The sequence below is a fragment of the Streptomyces sp. NPDC048612 genome, assembly GCF_043199295.1.
In the GTDB taxonomy this organism is placed as follows: domain Bacteria; phylum Actinomycetota; class Actinomycetes; order Streptomycetales; family Streptomycetaceae; genus Streptomyces.
Window position 1 is genome coordinate 13,040 of the sequence record NZ_JBICVV010000005.1, and the last position, 17,146, is coordinate 30,185.

Genomic DNA, 17,146 nt, shown 5'->3' on the forward strand with positions numbered 1-17,146 from the left:
TGCTGGCCACCGTCTACGACGGCCTCGGCCGCAAGACCGAACTGCACGACAAAACACCCGACGGCCCGCTGCGCGCCAAGTGGGTCTACGACACCGTCACCAAGGCCAAGGGGCAGCTCGCCGAGTCCACCCGCTACCTCGGCGGCAAGCCGTACACCAACAAGGTCACCCAGTACGACCCCGTCTACCGGCCGCAGCGCACCTCCACCGTCATCCCCGAGTCCGAAGGGGCGCTGGCCGGTACCTACACGGCCTCAACCAACTTCTATGCGAACGGGCAGCCGCAGGGGCGCGGCACGGCAGCGGCGGGCAACCTGCCGGCCCAGGTGTGGAACTACGAGTACGCCGACAACACCCTGCGCACGAAGGCGGTCTACAGCTCCGGTATCCGCTCCGATGTCACCTACAGGCTCACCGGCGAGCCCCTGACCCTCAAGATCGTCGGCAGCGGTAAACCCACCCAGGTCACCCACACCTACGAGTGGGGCACCAAGCGCCTGTCCAACTCCCGCGTCGACCGCCAGGACGTCGCCGGCGTCGACCAGTCCGCCACCTACGGCTACGACCCGGCCGGCAACGTCACCTCACTCTCCGACGTCTCCCGCACCGGCACCGACACCCAGTGCTTCACCTATGACCACCTGCGCCGCCTGGCCGACGCCTGGACCCAGGACGAGAAAACCTGCGCCCCGGGCCCGGCCGGGAATCTGATCGCCGGCCCGGCACCCTACTGGCACTCATACGCCTACAACAGCGCCGGCAACCGCACCAGCCTCACCCAGCACGACCCCACCGGCGACAGCACCAAAGACACCAAGAGCACCTACACCTACCCCAAGCCCGGCACACCCCAGCCCCACACCCTCACCTCCGTCGACACCACCGGCCCGACCGGCACCAGCACCTCCGCCTACGGCTACGACCCCACCGGCAACACCACCACCCGCACCCTGGCCGGCGACAAGCAGACCCTCACCTGGGACGCCGAAGGCCACCTGGCCAAGGTCACCGAACCAGCCGGCGACAAGGGCACCAAAACCACCAGCTACGTCTACGACGCCGACGGCAACCGCCTGCTCACCCGCACCGGCGACCACACCACCCTCACCCTCGGCGACCACACCGAACTCACCCTCGACAAGGACGCCGCCAAACCCAAAGCCACCCGCTACATCCCCCTCGGCAGCGGCAACCAGGCCGTCCGGGCCGACGACGGCACCTACACCCTCACCCTCGCCGACCGCCTCGGCACCGGCCAACTCGCCATCAACACCGCCGACCAGGCCCTCACCCAACGCCGCACGCTCCCCTTCGGCGAACCGCGCGGCAGCAAGCCGGTCAGCTGGCCCGGCACCAAAGGCTACGTCGGCGGCACCGACGACACCGCAGACACCGGCCTGACCCACCTCGGCGCCCGCGAATACGACCCCGGAACCGGCCGCTTCCTCTCCGTCGACCCCTTGATGAACCTCGCCGATCCAGAATCCCTCAACGGCTACACCTACGCCGGCAGCACACCGATAACGGACTCCGACCCCAGCGGCCTCATGAGACCAGCCGAATCAGGCGCGAAGGGCTGCGACCCCGTCCTGTGCCCATGGATGCACTGGGGCTCGAAACAGAGCCGACAGCACTTCCTCAACGGGCTGGCGGCCATCAACCCTGCGAAGTGGGGTGGCTACCGCAGCCACCCCAAAGCAGCGGTCCTCCCCGGACTCTGGGTCGAATCCACATGGGAACGCTCCGACGAATTCACCAACGCCATCTACGCCGAAGCCACCAGCCGCCAGCTGTTCTACCAGAGCATGTTCGACATCGACCCCAGGGAAGGAAGCACACAACTCACACTGGCAAACCTCAAATTCGGGGTATGCGCCGAGATGCAAGGGCACTGCCCGGAAAGCTTCACCCAACTCCTGCTCTCCTCCCTCGCCAACGGCGCCCTCTCCTTCGCAGGCAGCCGAGACGGCGGAGGAACACGACCCGGAGACAGCAGACGAGGCAACACCACCTCCCCCTGCCACAGCTTCCCACCCGGCACCCAAATCGCCCTCGCCGACGGCAAGAAGAAAAACATCGAAGACGTCACAACCGGCGACAACGTCATAGCCACCGACCCCGAAACCGGAAAAACCACCACCCGCCCCGTCGCCGCCACCATCACCACCAAAGACGACAAACACTTCACCGACCTCACCATCCAAACCACCACCGGCGACTCCAGCATCATCGCCACCGACACCCACCCCTTCTGGTCCACCACCAACAAAAAATGGATCCACGCCGGCGACCTCCGCCCAGGCACCCAACTCCGCACCCCCCAGGGCACTATCGCCACAGTCACCGCAGTCCGGCACTTCCACAAGCAGCAACAGACACACGACCTCACCATCACAGGCACCCACACGTACCATGCCCTCGCCAGACACACACCAGTACTCGTCCACAACAGCAATGGGAACTGTGGCGTCACAGATCTCGCAGCCAAGATTGATGTTGAGAACCTTTCGATGACCAAGACCGTCGAAAATCACACCTGGGACCTTGCTGGTACTCGGGATGTCGATGCCCCTAACTTCGGTAAGGCTGCACGCCCTTACATGAACGGCAACAATGGGCAGCTCCTTCGGGGGATCATGGAGGGGTCCGCACCCAGGATGGATTCCCGTGGCGCTCCTGGGGTTGTCGAGTGGAGAACGCCCGGAACGATGAACGGAAGCAACGGGAGCTGGGAGCTCAACATCGACGCACATTCCAACAGAATCGTTCACTTCCTCTTCAAGAGAACAAAAGGCTAGCCCGAAATGAAATTCTCCATCCAAGACGGATCTCCTCTTGAGGGTGTTCTCACCTATGACGAGTCCGAGTACGGATTCTCCTTCAGTGCGCAGAGCGGGGAGTCGTTGAGCGAGAGGCTCGGCTCGGAGGGGGTTGCGAGTGCACTGATCGGCACGCTCCAACTTGAGGTCGATATTGAGTCTCGGGAAGTCCTGTTCGCCTGGGGATACTTCCCAAATGTTCGGGGTGTGGTGGCTGAGTTGACTGCTCCACAGTTCAATCCCGGACGGGTATTCATCTCGTCGGACCACTCCTTTGATCCTGGGGTTTCTTCCGAGGTCCCTGGAGACAGGTGGCGGGTTTCGTATGACCCTTCCTCCGGGTGGGTCGCCATTCGCCTGGACGATGGCGCCGACGCTAAGTTCGTTCAAATCGCTAGCGGAACTGTCTTGGGCGTCGACAACGGTGATCTGGTTTCGGTCTGGCTCAACCCTGTTTTTGCAGAGTGACAGGCAATGAGGCGGACGGGTAAGCAGAAGATCCGGTAGCAGCAGCAAAAATGAAGCCCCGTCAGACGTGTCCTGGCGGGGCTTCTGTGGACCGTCAAGGGCGGTGCTGAGGGTGTCGATGGCATCGCGCTGGAGGCGGAGCCGAACGTGGGCGTAGACGGAGGCGGTATCGCCGATGCGGGCGGGGCCGAGGAGTTCCTTGATGACGACGAGTTCGACACCTGTTCCAGGAGCTGCATGGCCGTGGAGTAGCGGAGGTCTGGAAGCGGATACGGCGGAGGCCAGCCTTGCGGAGGAGCGTGGTGATCAGGACGACCGTCCCTGTCTTGCCGCAGGCGGCGCTGCGAGAGACCAGCCGTCGTCGTCGGGGGCGAGATACCGGCGTCCAGTGAGATTGCCCGATGCTGTCACCGTTCGATGGGTACGTATCCTCCAAGCAGCAGCATCTCGGTAGGGCCGGGGGGATCAAGTGAGTCGTGGCGGAGACCAGCGAGCACTTCTCAGACGCGCGCGTAGGTGTATGGGGCGGGAACAATACTCGGCCCGCGCAAGCCGGGAGGGGGCACAGGAACCCCCGCAGCGCCATACCGACTGGGCCAAACTCGCCACGACCTTCACGATGATTACCGCAGCCGGAGGACTCCTCTTCACTGGAATCAGCACCTACTACTCTGCACAAGTTTCAAAGGATCAGTTGGACCAGTCCCGAGAGGACGCCGAAGCAAAAGACCGCAAGCAAGCCGATCTCGTTTCCGCCTGGTCCTATCGGGAGAAGGGCGGTGGTAGTTCCGGGGTCATCTCGAACCGTTCCAAGGACCCTGTGACAAGCGTAAACGTCGTGATCACCGCAATCCCTGGCCCGCACCGCAAAGGAGCCTCAGCTCCGGGTGTGCCCTATGTGTTGCAGATCGCCACCGTCGGTCCGTGCTCCAAGATCACCTTCCCGGCCAAGATGGTGCGGGACGAACTCGGCCGCTCCTGGACGCCGGACACCGAGATGAGAGTCGACATGATCTGGTTTTCCGACGGCCGCGGGAAGCAGTGGAAACACCGAACCGCCAGCTATCCGACCTTGCTCAAAGAGCACCCCGACCTGGGCGACGTCAGAACGCGGAGCAACACCTTTCATGCCCCTTTACAGGTGCAGGTGGCGAACGCCAAAACAGTGCCAGGATGTTAGACGCGGAGTGACGAGCAAGTGCGAAAATGTGTGGCCCGAACCTGGGCCTGAGCCGGTCCTGCTGCACGTAGAAGCAGACCAAGCCCATGGCCCTTGCCACGGTTGCCGCGGACGCCGATGCCTCCTCGGCCATGCTCCACCGCATAGCGAAGTAGACAGACGGACCGCTCGACCAGGGTGAGGTGTCCTCCTCGTCTTCTGTGAGGTCGTACCACCGCTCAAGCAGCGTGGCCACGTAGGCCGTGCCTCAGCTGTCGGCCGACCGGCCGGGCCCTGGGGCCTCACCCTCGCAGACGCCGGTGAAGGGCATCAGCCGAGCCAGTGACATCAGCCGACGGCCAGTGCCGTGACGCCGCCGTCCACGAGCAGGTCGGTGCCGGAGATGAAGCTTGCTGACGAGCCGACGAGGAAGGCGACGGCGTCGGTGATGTCGGCCGCTGTTCCGGCTCGCTTGGCGTTGGAGGCGGCAATCATCCTTCGCATCTGGTCCCCGTGTTCGCCGGCGAGTTCCGCCTGCCCCATGGGGGTGGCGATCGCTCCGGGACTCACGGAGTTGATCCGGGCGTTTCGTGCGCCCCAGGTGGAGCTCGCCGCCCTCACGCGCAACAAGTTGGCTGCCTTGGCGAAGGTATAGGCCGCCCCTGGGTTGGAGAATCGTTCCTTGGCCGCGACAGGGAGGGCGAGCAGTTCGTCGGCCGGTGTCGTGGCCAGTTGCACGGCTTCTTCGGCGGACAGCCCGGAGTCTCGGTGGCCGGCCATGCTGGCGATGACCACGCCGGAACCCCCTGGGGCGACGACCTGGCCGAATTCCTCCAGCACGAGTGCGACTCCCAACAGGTCGACGGCGAGTATGGCGGCGACGGACGCTTGCGCGGGCGAGAGTCCGGCCGTGTGGACCACGGTCCGCACCGGACCGAGGCCGGCGGCCCGGCGAGCCAGCGCGCAGACGGATTCCCGGGACGAGACGTCGACCTGGGCGGCCGTTACGGCGTACCCGTCTTTCTCCAGCTGTGCACGGACGGCTTCCAGGACCTCGGCGTTGAAGTCTGCGATCAGGAGCTGGGCTCCGGAGCCCAGACGGCGGGCGATGGACTCTCCCATCCCGCCGACCCCGATGACGACAACTACTGACTGGCTCATGTCTTCCACGGTCTTCCACCTTCTCGATGGCCGGCAGAACTGCCGGGGATTGGGGGCGTGCGGGGCTACGGGCCGGGTTTCCTGAACCGCCGGAGATGCCGCTACGGCGAAGTCTCGCATGAATCCGACACTTGTCGGGTATCCCACAGGTGTGGGTGACACTACAATGACTCCGTGCCCGTTCAGCAAAGTGACCGCCGCTCCCGCCGCTCCCGTACCGCGATGGAGAGCGCACTGCTGGAATTGATCAGTGACCGCGACCTCAGCCAGATCTCGGTTTCGGACGTGACCGGCCGCGCCGATGTGCACCGCTCGACTTTCTACGAGCACTACACAGACGTCCATGACCTGGCCGCCTCGGCCTGCACGGAGATGTTCGACCAGCTGCTCTCCGCCACCTCGGCGCTCTCGGTGACCGGGGAGTCCCCGAAGGAGGGCGCGCACCCCTCCCTCACAGCGGTGTTCGCCCATGTCGCCGAACATCGCGCGCTCTACGAGGCTCTCCTCGGTTCCGATGGCAGCGCCCGGGTGATCAACCACCTCCTGCAGCGCATGACGGAATCCATCCGGCCGAGGCTTTCCGCCCGGCTCACCGATCCCGAGGGCGGCACGGACGACTCTGCGGCCGCCTTTGTCTCCGGAGCGCTTCTCGGCGCCATCGCGGACTGGCTCCACCGCGACTGCCCCGGGACGCCTGAACGCTTCGCCACCGCGATCTGGCCGCAGTTGGTCGCTTCGTCACTCGCCCGGCCGGCCTGAGCGACCACACCCACAGGGCCGCCGGCCGAGAACCCGGCGCCGGAGCGGGCTGCACCTGTGAGGCGATGAAGCCACCCCTGCCTGACTCCGCCCCTCCCTGAACCTCTTTACGCGACCCCGCTCGCGCCCCTCGTTGCACGCGAACGGTGTGCGTGCACCCATGCCGTAACCCCACCGGCCTCGCGCCCTGCCATCAGCCCTCCGTCCCTGCCGCGGCGGCACCCACCAGCTCCGCGCCCGCCTGATCGGTGCGGGGCCCTTCCCTGACCTGATGTGCGCTTTCGCCCGTCAGTCTGCGTATAGGGGCTTGGGGTCCCGCGTTCGCTGTGCCCAAGCCTCCTCCCCCTGCTGCGAGCTCCAGATCCCGAGCCGCCGGACCCGGCGCATCCGCGTGCACATCCACCCCCGCCGACACAGCCCCGCCGTCCACAGCCCCTTGCAATACGACAGCTGTCGGTTAACCTACATCTGTCGGGTGCGAATCGAGGCAGGCTGCGGCGCCGGGCTTCCGCCCAGGCCCGTGAGACCCCGTCCCGTCCCGTCGCGCGTCGGCCGTGCCGCGCAGATCCCTGTCGAATGAAGTGAGGAAGGCAGTCGTTCACATGTGGAACCGAACTGACCGAGGCCCGTTTGCCGGAGCGGCTTCCCCTCGGGGCTCCGTGGACCCGGCGGGCGCGGCGTGGTGACCCGCCCCGGCAAGGTGGTGATCGTCGGTGGCTCGTCGGCCGGCCTGGCGACGGCGGAGGCACTGCGCCGTCAGGGCTATGAGGGACGACTGGCTCTGCTGGACGCCGAACGTCATCTCCCTTATGACCGCCCGCCGTTGTCGAAGCAGGTGCTGACCGGCGCCTGGGAGCCGTCGCGGACTCAGTTGCGCTCGCAGGAGCATCTCGCCTCGCTGGAGGCGGAGTTCATCCGCGCTGAGCCGGCTGTCCTGTGCGACGTTGCAGAGCGGGCGGTGACCACGGCCACGGGGCGCGTGGTGCGTGGCGATGCGCTGGTCATCGCCACCGGGCTGCGCCCCCGAGTATTGCCGGACCAGGAGGATCTCGCGGGAGTGCATGTGCTGCGCACCCTCGATGACGCGCTGGCGCTGCGCTGTGACCTGGCGGCCGGTCGCCGCCTCGTGGTGGTGGGCGAGGGTGTGCTGGGCTCGGAGATCGCCGCCTCGGCCCGTGGCATGGGCGTGGAGGTCACGCTCGTGGGCTTCGGGTCTGTCCTGCTGGGCAGTCAGGTCGGTGGCAGGGTAGGGGGCTTCCTCACGCGTCTCCACACCGAGCGGGGGACGGATCTGCGCCTGGGGGTCGCTGTCGAGGGCCTGGCCGGCAGCGGGGGCAGGGTGTGCGGGGTCCGTCTGGCCTCGGGAGAGGTACTGCGCGCCGACACGGTCGTCGTGGCGATCGGGGCGCGGCCGGCCACCGAGTGGCTGGAAGGCAGCGGGCTGGCGCTCGGCGACGGCGTGGAGTGCGATGCCTACTGCCGTGCCGCGCCCGGTGTCTACGCCGTCGGAGACACGGCGTCCTGGCATCACGAAGGGCTCGGCAGGCGGCTGCGCCTGGAGAATCGCACCAACGCGACCGAGCAGGCCCAGGCCGTCGCGGCGAACCTCCTTGGCGCCGAACGCCCCTACACTCCGACGCCCTACTTCTGGACCGATCAGTACGACGCCAAGCTCCAGGTGCACGGTCTGCCCAGCCCGGCCGCTGAGACCCACATCGCCGAAGGCGACCCGGCCCAGGGACGCTTCGTCGCCGTGTACCGGGAGAACGGCGAGGTGACCGGCGTCCTGGGCTGGAACATGCCCAAACAGGCCCGGCTGCTGCGCCAGAAGCACCTCGTCGCCCCGCGGAACGGGCAGCCGGCAACCACGGTCCGCTCCGGATCATGACCCGCCGACCATGACCCGCCGTGCCAGGCCCGACAGCCCTGCACAGCCACACAGGCAGGCATGGAATCGGGTGCAAGGTCACTGCCCGTAGGCGGCACCCACACCCCGCTCCCATCAATTCCCGTCAATTCCCGTGAAGGAGAAGCACATGAGCTCGAACGAGCAGACACTCCAGTACCCACTCGCCTACGAGACCGCGCTGGAGCCCGCCGCCCAGTGGGCTGAACTGCGCGGCACGTGCCCGGTGGCCACCATCACCGTGCCCGACGGCAGCCAGGCCAAGCTGCTGACCCGCTACGACGACGTCCGGGAGATGCTGGCGGACCCCCGCTTCACCCGGAAGGACCTCACCGACGGCACGACGTCGGCCGCAGCGGACGCCGCGGAGCCGCCCTTTTCCGTGCCGAAGTACGGCGAGGACCACCAGCGGTGGCGCCGGCTGGTGGGAAGGTGGTTCACCGCCAAGCGCATGGCCGCCCTGCGTCCCCAGATGACCGAGATCGCGGACCGGCTCCTCGACGAGATGACCGGGCGCGGCAGCTCTGGCGACCTCAAGGCGCACTTCGCCTTCCCGCTGCCGGTCTACGTGATCTGCGACATGCTCGGTGTGCCCGCCGAGGACCGGGACCGCTTCTCCTACTGGTCCGACAACTTCCTCAACCTCACCCGGTACTCCGCACAGGAACGGCAGACGGCGGTCGGCGAACTCGTGGCCTACATGTCCGGCCACATCGCCGCCAAACGCGCCGAGCCCACCGACGACCTGCTCAGCAGCCTGATCGAGGAGAGCAGCGGCGAGGGTGAGGCACTGACGGACGCCGAGCTGCTGGGCACCGGCATCGGTCTGCTGGTGGCCGGGCACGAGACGACGGCCAACATGATCGGCAAGATGGTCGCCATGCTGCTGGCCGATCGCACCCGGTGGGAACGGCTCCTGGAGAACCCCTCGTTGGTACGCAGCACCGTCGAGGAGGCGCTGCGCTTCGACGCCAACGGTGGGTTCGGCCTGAGGCGTTACCTCACCGAGGACGTCGAGATCGGGGGCGAGGTCCTCCCCAACGGCACCACGGTGGTGTGTGCCATGGCTGCGGCGAACCGGGACGAGACTGCCTTCGAGAACGCCGCCGAGATGGACCTGGCCCGCACTCCCAACCCTCACCTGGCCTTCGGCGCGGGGCCCCACTCCTGCCTGGGCCAGGCCCTGGCCCGCACCGAACTCCAGGTCACCCTCGAAGTTCTGCTGCGCAGGCTCCCCTCCCTCGAACTGGACATCCCCGCCACCGACCTCGAACGCCTGGAGGGGCTGCTGGTCGGCGGCCTCAGCGAGGTCCCCGTCCGCTGGTGACGGCACGACAGCACACGTACGCCCCCCGACAGAAGGAGACCCCCACATGAAGATCACCGTCGACGAGGAGAAGTGCTGCGGCGCCGGACAGTGCGTCCTGATCGCCCCCGAGGTCTTCGACCAGCGCGACGAGGACGGAATCGTCGTCGTCCTGGAGCCGGAGCCCCCGCACGAGCAGCACGACCTCACCCGTGAAGCGGCCGCCGTCTGCCCGGCCGCCGCCATCCAGGTGCACGACATAGCCTGAACCTCTCCGCCCGGCAGCGGTGGAGCGGCCCGCGGAGCCGCAGCAGCTCCGCGGGCACCGGGGCTCCACGGAGGTCCCACCCCCGGAAACGGGCCGGACCTGGCCGGGCGCCCCGGCTCGCGCTCCCCGACCAGGTCCCGGCTCACGGCGTGCTCGTTCATTGAACTCCCAACGCGGCCCGCACCGCCGACGCCCGGCCACGCCCCACGCCCCACGCCGACAAGGGCTACGACTACGACCACCTGCGGCGTTGTCGTTGCCGAGAGGACGATGTCCTGGCCGACTGCCAGGTGCCGGCGCCCTGCACCGCCGTCGCTTCGAGCGCAAGGCCGAGCACCTCCTTGCCTTCGTCGGCATGGCCGCGCCCCTCACCGGCTACCGGCGGCTCACCGACCGAAACGACGTCTTAAAGCAGTGTCGGCGCGTGGAATGTGCCGAGACCGGAGGTCAGGTCCCGGTCCAGCCAGTAGCGGCGCGGTTCGGCGAGCATGATGTCGACGTTGACGGCGAGGATGCCGGGGATCTTGGCCAGCTCGTGGTCGATGAAGAGTGCCAGGGCGGCGCGGTCGGTGACCAGGCCCATGACGAGGACGGACATGTCGCTGGCGACGTGGGCGGCGAGCCGGGTCTGCGGGAGCTGGTCGATGCGGCGCATGACGTCGGGCGTTCCGCCTGGGGCCACTCGCAGGCGGAGCAGGAAGGGGGTCTGGAAGCCGAGCCATTCCGACACCATCTCCAGGCGCGGTCTGACCCATCCCTCGTCGAGGACCCGGCGGACGACGCGGTGCGCGGTGGAGGTGGCCAGGCCGGCCGCTCGGGCGATGCTCGCGGCGGATGCGCGGCTGTCCTGGATCAGCTGGGCGACGACGGCGCGTTCGGCCTCGGTGAGCGGCTTGGCGGGGGGTGTCGCGGTCGCGGCGCCCTCCCGGCCGGCGCCGGTGAGCTTCAGCAGGTCGGCGCGTTCGGCGTCAGTGAGGAACTGGGGGTCCCAGGTCATACCCCGGCGCAGGGTGCTGAGGGCCGGCAGGGCGTTCACCCGGCGTACGCCGGGGACGGAGTACAGCCGGTCGATCGCCTCGCTGGTAGCGGCCTCGGACGGGGCGTGGATGACGGCGTAGAGGGGGTCGTCGCCGGAGATCTGCGCCAGGAGCTGGAGGTGGGGCAGATCGCTGAGCCGGTGGAGGACGGTGAGCGGGGTTTCGCCGGTGATGTCCAGGAAAACGTGGACCGGCATCGCCGTGGAGTGCATGCCCCAGTAGGCATGCCCGATCGCACGGACCATCCGGGCCTGGTGCAGCCGGTCGTAACGGCGCTTGAGCGTGCTGGCGTCGGCGGCCAGAACCCCGCCGATGTCGTCCCAGGCGGCCCGGGGGGCCACGTGCAGCGCGCCGATGAGGCGCCGGTCGAGCTCGTCGAGGAGAGGGCGGGTCATGGTCCCTCACTTTATGCTGCCGGTTAATCCTACTGTTACCTCCAGAGGCTAGAGAATCTCTCACTTGGATGCCACTGTTCGCAGGAACATCCCTCGGAAGCACGAAGGGGTACCGATGAGTGCCACCTCCGCTCAGCCTCAGGCCGCCGAGCCACAGTCGAGAATCCTGCGCACCGCGTTCCGGAGCTTCGCGGCGATCGAGAAGATAGGTAACAAACTCCCCCACCCCTTCTGGCTGTTCTGGATACTCGCTGGGGTCGTCGCCGTCCTCAGCGCCGTACTGGCGGCGGCCGGCATCAGCGCCGTGCACCCCGGCACGCACGAGATCATCAAGGTGCAGAACCTGCTCAGCAAGGACGGCCTCACCATGGCCGTCGAGGGAGCCGTCGACAACTTCGCGACCTTCCCGCCGCTGGCCACCATCCTCACCGTGATGTTCGGCATCGCCGTCGCGGAGCGGAGCGGGCTGTTCTCCACCCTGCTGCGCCGCATGGTCGCGCGGGTGCCGGGCAAGTTCCTCACCTTCGCGCTGTCGATGACGGCCATGGTCAGCCATGTCGCCGGCGACGCCGCCTACGTCACCCTCATGCCGCTCGGCGCACTGATCTTCCGTGCGGCGGGCCGCAGCCCGGTGCTCGGCTGCATCGTCGCCTATGTATCGGTCTCCGCCGGCTACGACGCCTCCCCATCGCTCACCACCACCGACGTATTGCTGTCGTCGATCTCCACCGCCGCCGCCCACACCATCGACGCGGACTACGTCGTCACCCCGCTGGCCAACTACTTCTTCGGGCTCGGCTCGTCGGTCCTGGTCGCCCTGGTGATCACCCTCGTCGTCGACAAGGTCCTCGCCCGCCGCCGGGACCTGGAGCCCGACGAGCCGGTCACCGCGCCGGACGCCGAAGAGCTGGAGGCGATCGAGGTCACCGGGCAGCAGCGCCGCGCGCTGCGCATGACCGGGCTGGTCGCCCTCGGCCTCATAGCGTTCCTGGTGGTGGCCATGGTCCCCTCGTCCTCACCACTGCGCGGCGAGGGCGGCGGCCTCGTCGACTCCCCGCTGGTCGGCGGGATGGCGCTCGTCCTGGGTGTGTTCTTCGCCGTGCTCGGCACCGTCTACGGGCGGATGACCGGGGCTTTCTCCGCCGCCCGCGACATCATCGCCGCGATGGCCGACGGCACCCGGTCGATGGCGCCGATCCTCGTCCTGTTCTTCGCGATCTCCCAGTTCCTCGCCTACTTCAAGTGGACGAACATCGGCAACATCCTTGCCGTCAAAGGCGCGGAGACACTGCGTGACCTGCACATGCACGGCTGGACCGTGCTGGTCGCCCTCGCTGTGCTGATCACCTTCATGAACCTCGTCATCACCAGCGGCTCCGCGCTGTGGGCGCTGGCCGCCCCGGTGCTCGTGCCCATGCTGATGCTCATCGGCATCGAGGCCGAGACCACCCAGGCCGTCTACCGCGTCGCCGACTCGGTCACCAACTGCGTCACCCCGATGAGCCCGTACTTCGTGATGGCCCTGGGATTCATCCAGCAATACCGCAAGTCCGCCGGGATCGGCACCCTGGCCTCGCTCACGATCCCGATCGCCGCCGTCGTCTGGGTCGTCTGGATCGCGTTCTTCGTGGCCTGGTACCTGCTGGGCCTCCCCTTCGGTGTCAGCTGACCCCGCCCTCTGCGGAACACAGCCCCAGCCCCGTACGAGAAAGCAGACCATGACCGCACTTCCCGCTGCCGCCCTCACCGCCCGCGCCCACGACGCCTCGTCAGAGATCGTCACCGACATCCTGACTCTCGTCCGCCACGAGACCAGCAGCTACGACCTGCCCGGCCTCGCGGCGGGCCTGGACCTCCTGCACGCGCTCGCCGTCCACCGACTCGGCCGGCCCGACCACGCACAGCGCCACCCCGGCGGCGAGTGCGGCGACACCCTCACTCTGACCTACACCGGCACCGGCGCCGGGCACGTCGCGCTGATCGGCCACTACGACACCGTATGGCCGACCGGCACCCTCGCCGGCTGGGAGCAGCCGGCGGGGTCCGACGACGGCCGGGAGAAGCTCAGCGGGCCGGGCATCTTCGACATGAAGACCGGCCTGGTCCAAGGCATTTGGGCCCTGAAGCTGGCCAGGGCGAGCGGGGTGCCGGTGCCCACCGTCACCTTTCTCTTCAACGGCGACGAGGAGATCGGCTCGCTGTCCTCGCGGCCGGTGATCGAGGAGGTCGCGCAGCAGGCCGACGCCACGCTGGTGCTGGAGCCGACGGCCCACGGTGCGGTCAAGACCGCCCGCAAGGGCTGCGGGATCTTCCAGGTAACGGCCACCGGCGTCGAGGCACACGCCGGGCTCGCGCCTCAGGACGGGGCGAGCGCGATCACCGCGCTGGCCGAGTTCGTGGTCGCCGCCGCGGCCGTCGCCGCTCCCAGCAAGGGCACCACGATCAACACCGGGCTCATCAAGGGCGGCTCCGGCACCAACGTCGTCGCCGGGCAGGCCACCGCCAGTATCGACATCCGGGTCAGCAGCGAGGCCGAACGACTCCGGGTCGACGATGCGCTGGACGCCATCAGGGCCAGCGACCGCCGCGTCCGCATCGAGATCGACCACGCCTGGAACCGGCCGCCGATGGCCCTGACCGCCTCCTCCGCCCGCCTCCTCTCCCTCGCCCGCGAGGTCACCCGCGAGCAGGGCCGCGGCGACTTGCCCGACGCCGCCGTCGGTGGCGCCAGCGACGCCAACTTCGTCGCCGCCCTCGGCCTGCCCGTCCTGTGCGGCATGGGCGCGGTCGGTGACAACGCCCACGCCCGGGGCGAGTTCATCTACCCCCACACGGTGCCCACCCAGACCTCCCTGGTCGCGGGACTACTGGCACGACTGGCGGAACCGCTGCGGGGCTGGGCATGACCCTCGCCGGTAGGAACTCGGCGGTCTGAAAGGACGTGGTCCGAGGTCGGCCGCCGCCTTGAGGGCTCCTCACCTGCGTCGGCGGTACGAGCCGCCGGAACAGCGCCCATAACTCGTCCGGCACCACCGCTCGACCAGTTCCATCATGCACGGTCAACAGTCGAAGGCGCGCACCTTGGCACCGTGGGCGACGCAGCGCCTACGCCAGGACCCACCATCCGACGTCCGGCGTCGTCGATGTACCGGTCAATGATGAGCTGCATTAGCTTGCGGCCGGCCTCGTGGTGCGTGAGCGCGATCCGGGCGCACTTCTGAGGAGTGTGCCCGTACGCCGTCCGCATCATGATGACGTTGAAGGCGCCGAAGGCCTTCCGGGCCACCGCCTTCTTCCGCCGTTCCGGCAGGGTGAAGATCTTTGGCTGCCCGCCCTTCTCCTTGGGGTAGAGCGCCTCGAAACCGTCGGCGTTGAAGTTGTGGCTCACCTCGCGGACCCGGTCCCGACTGGTGAACATCACATCAGCGGTCTTGTTCACGTCCAGACTCTGCGATCAGCCACCCGACAGCCTCTCGGAGTCGACCGGTCTCAGAAGCGCCCGGACGAGGGGGCCTTGCCCAGCGCCGTCACCGCGAGGGCCGCGGCGGAGAGCCCGCCGCCCAGCCACATCGCTGTGGTGACCCCCGCGCCGTCCGCGGCCAGGCCCCCGGCCAGCGCACCCAGAGCGATCGCCCCGTTGAAGACACCGACGAACAGCGAGGCGGCAGCCTCGCGCGCTTCGGGAGCCGAAGCCAGCAGCCAGGTCTGGGTACTGACCGACACGCCGCCGTAGGACATTCCCCAGACGGCGAGCAGCACACCGGCGGTCAGGACGGAGCCGCCGAGCACCGGTACCAGTGCGACCGTGGCCGCCAGTACCGCACTGATCACCAGCAGGGTGGAGCGCGGGGACCGGCCGGCGCCCGCGCCGGCCGCGAAATTGCCCGCCACGCCGGCGATTCCGTACACGAACAGCAGCGTGCCGATCATCCCGGCGCTCGCGCCCGAGACCTCCTCCAGCACAGGGCGCACATACGTGTAGGCGGCGAAGTGACCGGTGACCAGCAGCGCCACCACAGCCAGTCCGGTCCGCACCCGCGCCTCGCCGAACAGCCGCATCACACCGCTGAGCCGCACCTCCTGCTCGGCGGGCAACCGCGGCAGCAGGACCGCCAGGGCAACCAATACCACAAGCGCCAGCGCGCCCACGGTCACGAACGCCTTTCGCCAGTCGGCCAGTTCGCCGATGTACGTACCCGCCGGGACGCCGAGCACCGACGCCACAGCGATACCGCTGAAAATCAACGAGGTCGCGGAGCCGATCGACTTCGGCGGCACCAGACGTACCGCCAGGCCCGCCGCGATCGCCCAAACGCCGCCCATACCGATGCCGACCAGCACACGGGCGGCCACCATCACCGCGAAGTTCGGCGTCCAGGCCGCGAGCAGGTTACCCACCGTCAGGACCGCCATCAGCGCACAGAGCACCGTCCGCCGCTCGAACCGCCCCAACATCGGCGTCAGCAGCGGCACGGACACCGCGCCGACCAGGCCGGTGATGGTCAGGGTCAGGCCGGCGGTGCCCTCGGTCACCTTCAGTGCGTCCCCGATGGGCGTCAGCAGGCCCACGGGCAGCATCTCGGACGTCACCACCGTGAACGTCGCGCTCGCGACCGCCGCGACGCCCAGCCAGCCGCGGGTCGCGGATCGCTCCGGCACCCCGGTGGTGTCTGTAATTCCCTCAGTCTGTGCCATGCAACCAGCCAATCCGCACCGGCCTGCGGGAACAACGGCCGATCCCTCATCCTTCGATAAGCGTGACTACTCGATCGGCCGGCGCGGAGCGGTGGTGTAGAAGGGAAACCATGAGCGGAGTCGAGATACGCGAGCTGGAGACGTTCCTCGTGCTCGCCCAGGAGTTGCACTTCGGACGGGCGGGCGAGCGACTGTACGTCTCCCAGAGCCGGGTCAGTCAGCTGCTTCGCTCCCTGGAGAGCCGCATCGGCGCTCCGCTCGTCGAACGCACCAGCCGCCGAGTGCGCCTGACCCCGCTGGGCGAGAGCTTCGTCGCGGACCTGCGCCCCGCGTACGACGCCCTGCGCGCCACGGTCGACGAAGCCCGAGCCGCCGCGCGGGGCATGGGCGGGGAGCTGCGCATCGGCTTCCAGGGCACCGTCGACGGCTACCTCAGCCGGGCGATCGCACGGTTCGGGGGCCGGTATCCCGACTGCGCGATCGATATCGTCGAGATCCCGCTCTCCGACCCCTTCGGGCCGCTGCGCCGCCAGGAGGTGGACTGCGCGGTGGTTCTGCTGCCGGTGGCCGAGGAGGACCTCGTCCTCGGTCCGGTCTTCTCCCGGCAGCCGCAGACCCTCGCCGTGTCCGTCCGGCATCCCTTCGCCGCCCGTGACTCGCTCTCCGCCGAGGAACTCGCCGACTGCCGGCTCATCGGCATCGACGGTGGCGCCCCCGAGTACTGGCGGCGGGCCCAGGCCCCCGGCCTGACCCCGGGCGGACTCCCCATCCCGGCCGGCCCCAGCGTCAACACACTCCAGGAAGGGCTGAGTCTGACGGCGGCCAACCGCGGCGCCATGCTGCTGTGCCGGTCCACGGCCGACTACCACGGACGTCACGATTCCCTCACCTTCGTCGCCGTGCAGGGACTGCCCGACTCCGAACTGGGCCTCGTCCGTCATCGCACCCGTCCCTCCGGGCAGACGGAGACCTTCGCGCAGGCGGTTACGGAGACTCCCGGGGCGGCGACCTGACCGCGAAGCCCTCTGCCGTCCTTCCGGAAGCCCGATCTTCACCCCGTGCCCCTCAGGCCCTTCCGATACCCTCTCCCGTTCCATCTCGATCAACTCGCAGCCTGGGCAGTGGTTCGTCTCCGCGCTGCACGCGAAGTGGTCGCCCCCAACCTGGGTGTTC

Annotated in this window: 13 protein-coding genes and 1 pseudogene; 10 read left to right on the top strand and 4 right to left on the bottom strand. The window is 68.3% G+C overall.

Annotation, left to right across the window (positions count from 1 at the left end; genetic code table 11):
* Window positions 1-326 precede the first annotated feature (326 nt).
* The 3 genes from ACGFN2_RS10295 to ACGFN2_RS10305 all read left to right on the top strand — a co-directional run bounded on the left by ACGFN2_RS10295 (window position 327) and on the right by ACGFN2_RS10305 (window position 4,467).
* Window positions 327-2,798: a polymorphic toxin-type HINT domain-containing protein gene (locus ACGFN2_RS10295; RefSeq protein WP_393359434.1), complete on the top strand. Its 2,472-nt coding sequence runs from the start codon at window positions 327-329 to the stop codon at window positions 2,796-2,798.
* A gap of 6 nt (window positions 2,799-2,804) precedes the next feature.
* A complete protein-coding gene (locus ACGFN2_RS10300) occupies window positions 2,805-3,287 on the top strand; it encodes a hypothetical protein (protein ID WP_393359066.1) in 483 nt (160 codons plus the stop codon).
* Window positions 3,288-3,906: 619 nt separating this feature from the next.
* On the top strand, window positions 3,907-4,467 hold the full coding sequence (locus ACGFN2_RS10305) for a hypothetical protein (RefSeq protein WP_393359068.1): 561 nt from the start codon (window positions 3,907-3,909) through the stop codon (window positions 4,465-4,467).
* A 327-nt stretch (window positions 4,468-4,794) separates the two neighbouring features.
* On the opposite strand, the gene ACGFN2_RS10310 is transcribed toward ACGFN2_RS10305, so the two are convergent.
* Window positions 4,795-5,607: an SDR family oxidoreductase gene (locus tag ACGFN2_RS10310; protein WP_362605586.1), complete on the bottom strand. Its 813-nt coding sequence runs from the start codon at window positions 5,605-5,607 to the stop codon at window positions 4,795-4,797.
* A gap of 174 nt (window positions 5,608-5,781) precedes the next feature.
* On the opposite strand from ACGFN2_RS10310, the gene ACGFN2_RS10315 reads away from it, so the two are divergent.
* The 4 genes from ACGFN2_RS10315 (at window position 5,782) to ACGFN2_RS10330 (ending at window position 9,846) form a co-directional block, all read left to right on the top strand.
* Window positions 5,782-6,366, top strand: coding sequence for a TetR-like C-terminal domain-containing protein (locus ACGFN2_RS10315; RefSeq protein WP_393359070.1), 585 nt, complete (start codon window positions 5,782-5,784; stop codon window positions 6,364-6,366).
* Window positions 6,367-7,048: 682 nt separating this feature from the next.
* Window positions 7,049-8,254: an NAD(P)/FAD-dependent oxidoreductase gene (locus ACGFN2_RS10320; protein ID WP_393359436.1), complete on the top strand. Its 1,206-nt coding sequence runs from the start codon at window positions 7,049-7,051 to the stop codon at window positions 8,252-8,254.
* A 148-nt stretch (window positions 8,255-8,402) separates the two neighbouring features.
* Window positions 8,403-9,599, top strand: coding sequence for a cytochrome P450 (locus ACGFN2_RS10325; RefSeq protein ID WP_393359072.1), 1,197 nt, complete (start codon window positions 8,403-8,405; stop codon window positions 9,597-9,599).
* A gap of 46 nt (window positions 9,600-9,645) precedes the next feature.
* Window positions 9,646-9,846 carry a ferredoxin gene (locus tag ACGFN2_RS10330; protein WP_362605580.1) on the top strand — a complete coding sequence of 67 codons (201 nt, stop codon included), beginning with the start codon at window positions 9,646-9,648 and terminating at the stop codon, window positions 9,844-9,846.
* A 406-nt stretch (window positions 9,847-10,252) separates the two neighbouring features.
* Here ACGFN2_RS10330 and ACGFN2_RS10335 read toward each other — a convergent pair whose 3' ends face one another.
* Window positions 10,253-11,278 carry an Lrp/AsnC family transcriptional regulator gene (locus tag ACGFN2_RS10335; protein ID WP_362605578.1) on the bottom strand — a complete coding sequence of 342 codons (1,026 nt, stop codon included), beginning with the start codon at window positions 11,276-11,278 and terminating at the stop codon, window positions 10,253-10,255.
* 115 nt (window positions 11,279-11,393) lie between these two features.
* Between ACGFN2_RS10335 and ACGFN2_RS10340 the strand changes: the two genes are divergently transcribed.
* Together ACGFN2_RS10340 and ACGFN2_RS10345 are read left to right on the top strand one after the other, a co-directional pair.
* The gene (locus ACGFN2_RS10340) at window positions 11,394-12,947 is read left to right on the top strand and encodes an AbgT family transporter (RefSeq protein WP_393359074.1); all 1,554 of its coding nucleotides are present in this window, start codon (window positions 11,394-11,396) and stop codon (window positions 12,945-12,947) included.
* Between the two features lie 49 nt (window positions 12,948-12,996).
* Entirely contained in the window at window positions 12,997-14,184 is a 1,188-nt protein-coding gene (locus ACGFN2_RS10345; protein WP_393359076.1) for a M20 family metallopeptidase, read from the top strand.
* 386 nt (window positions 14,185-14,570) lie between these two features.
* Here ACGFN2_RS10345 and ACGFN2_RS10350 read toward each other — a convergent pair.
* A pseudogene (locus ACGFN2_RS10350) lies at window positions 14,571-14,717 on the bottom strand (IS630 family transposase); the annotation flags it as partial.
* A gap of 50 nt (window positions 14,718-14,767) precedes the next feature.
* Window positions 14,768-15,973, bottom strand: coding sequence for an MFS transporter (locus tag ACGFN2_RS10355; RefSeq protein WP_393359078.1), 1,206 nt, complete (start codon window positions 15,971-15,973; stop codon window positions 14,768-14,770).
* A 110-nt stretch (window positions 15,974-16,083) separates the two neighbouring features.
* On the opposite strand from ACGFN2_RS10355, the gene ACGFN2_RS10360 reads away from it, so the two are divergent.
* The gene (locus tag ACGFN2_RS10360; RefSeq protein ID WP_393359080.1) at window positions 16,084-16,986 is read left to right on the top strand and encodes a LysR family transcriptional regulator; all 903 of its coding nucleotides are present in this window, start codon (window positions 16,084-16,086) and stop codon (window positions 16,984-16,986) included.
* Window positions 16,987-17,146 lie beyond the last annotated feature (160 nt).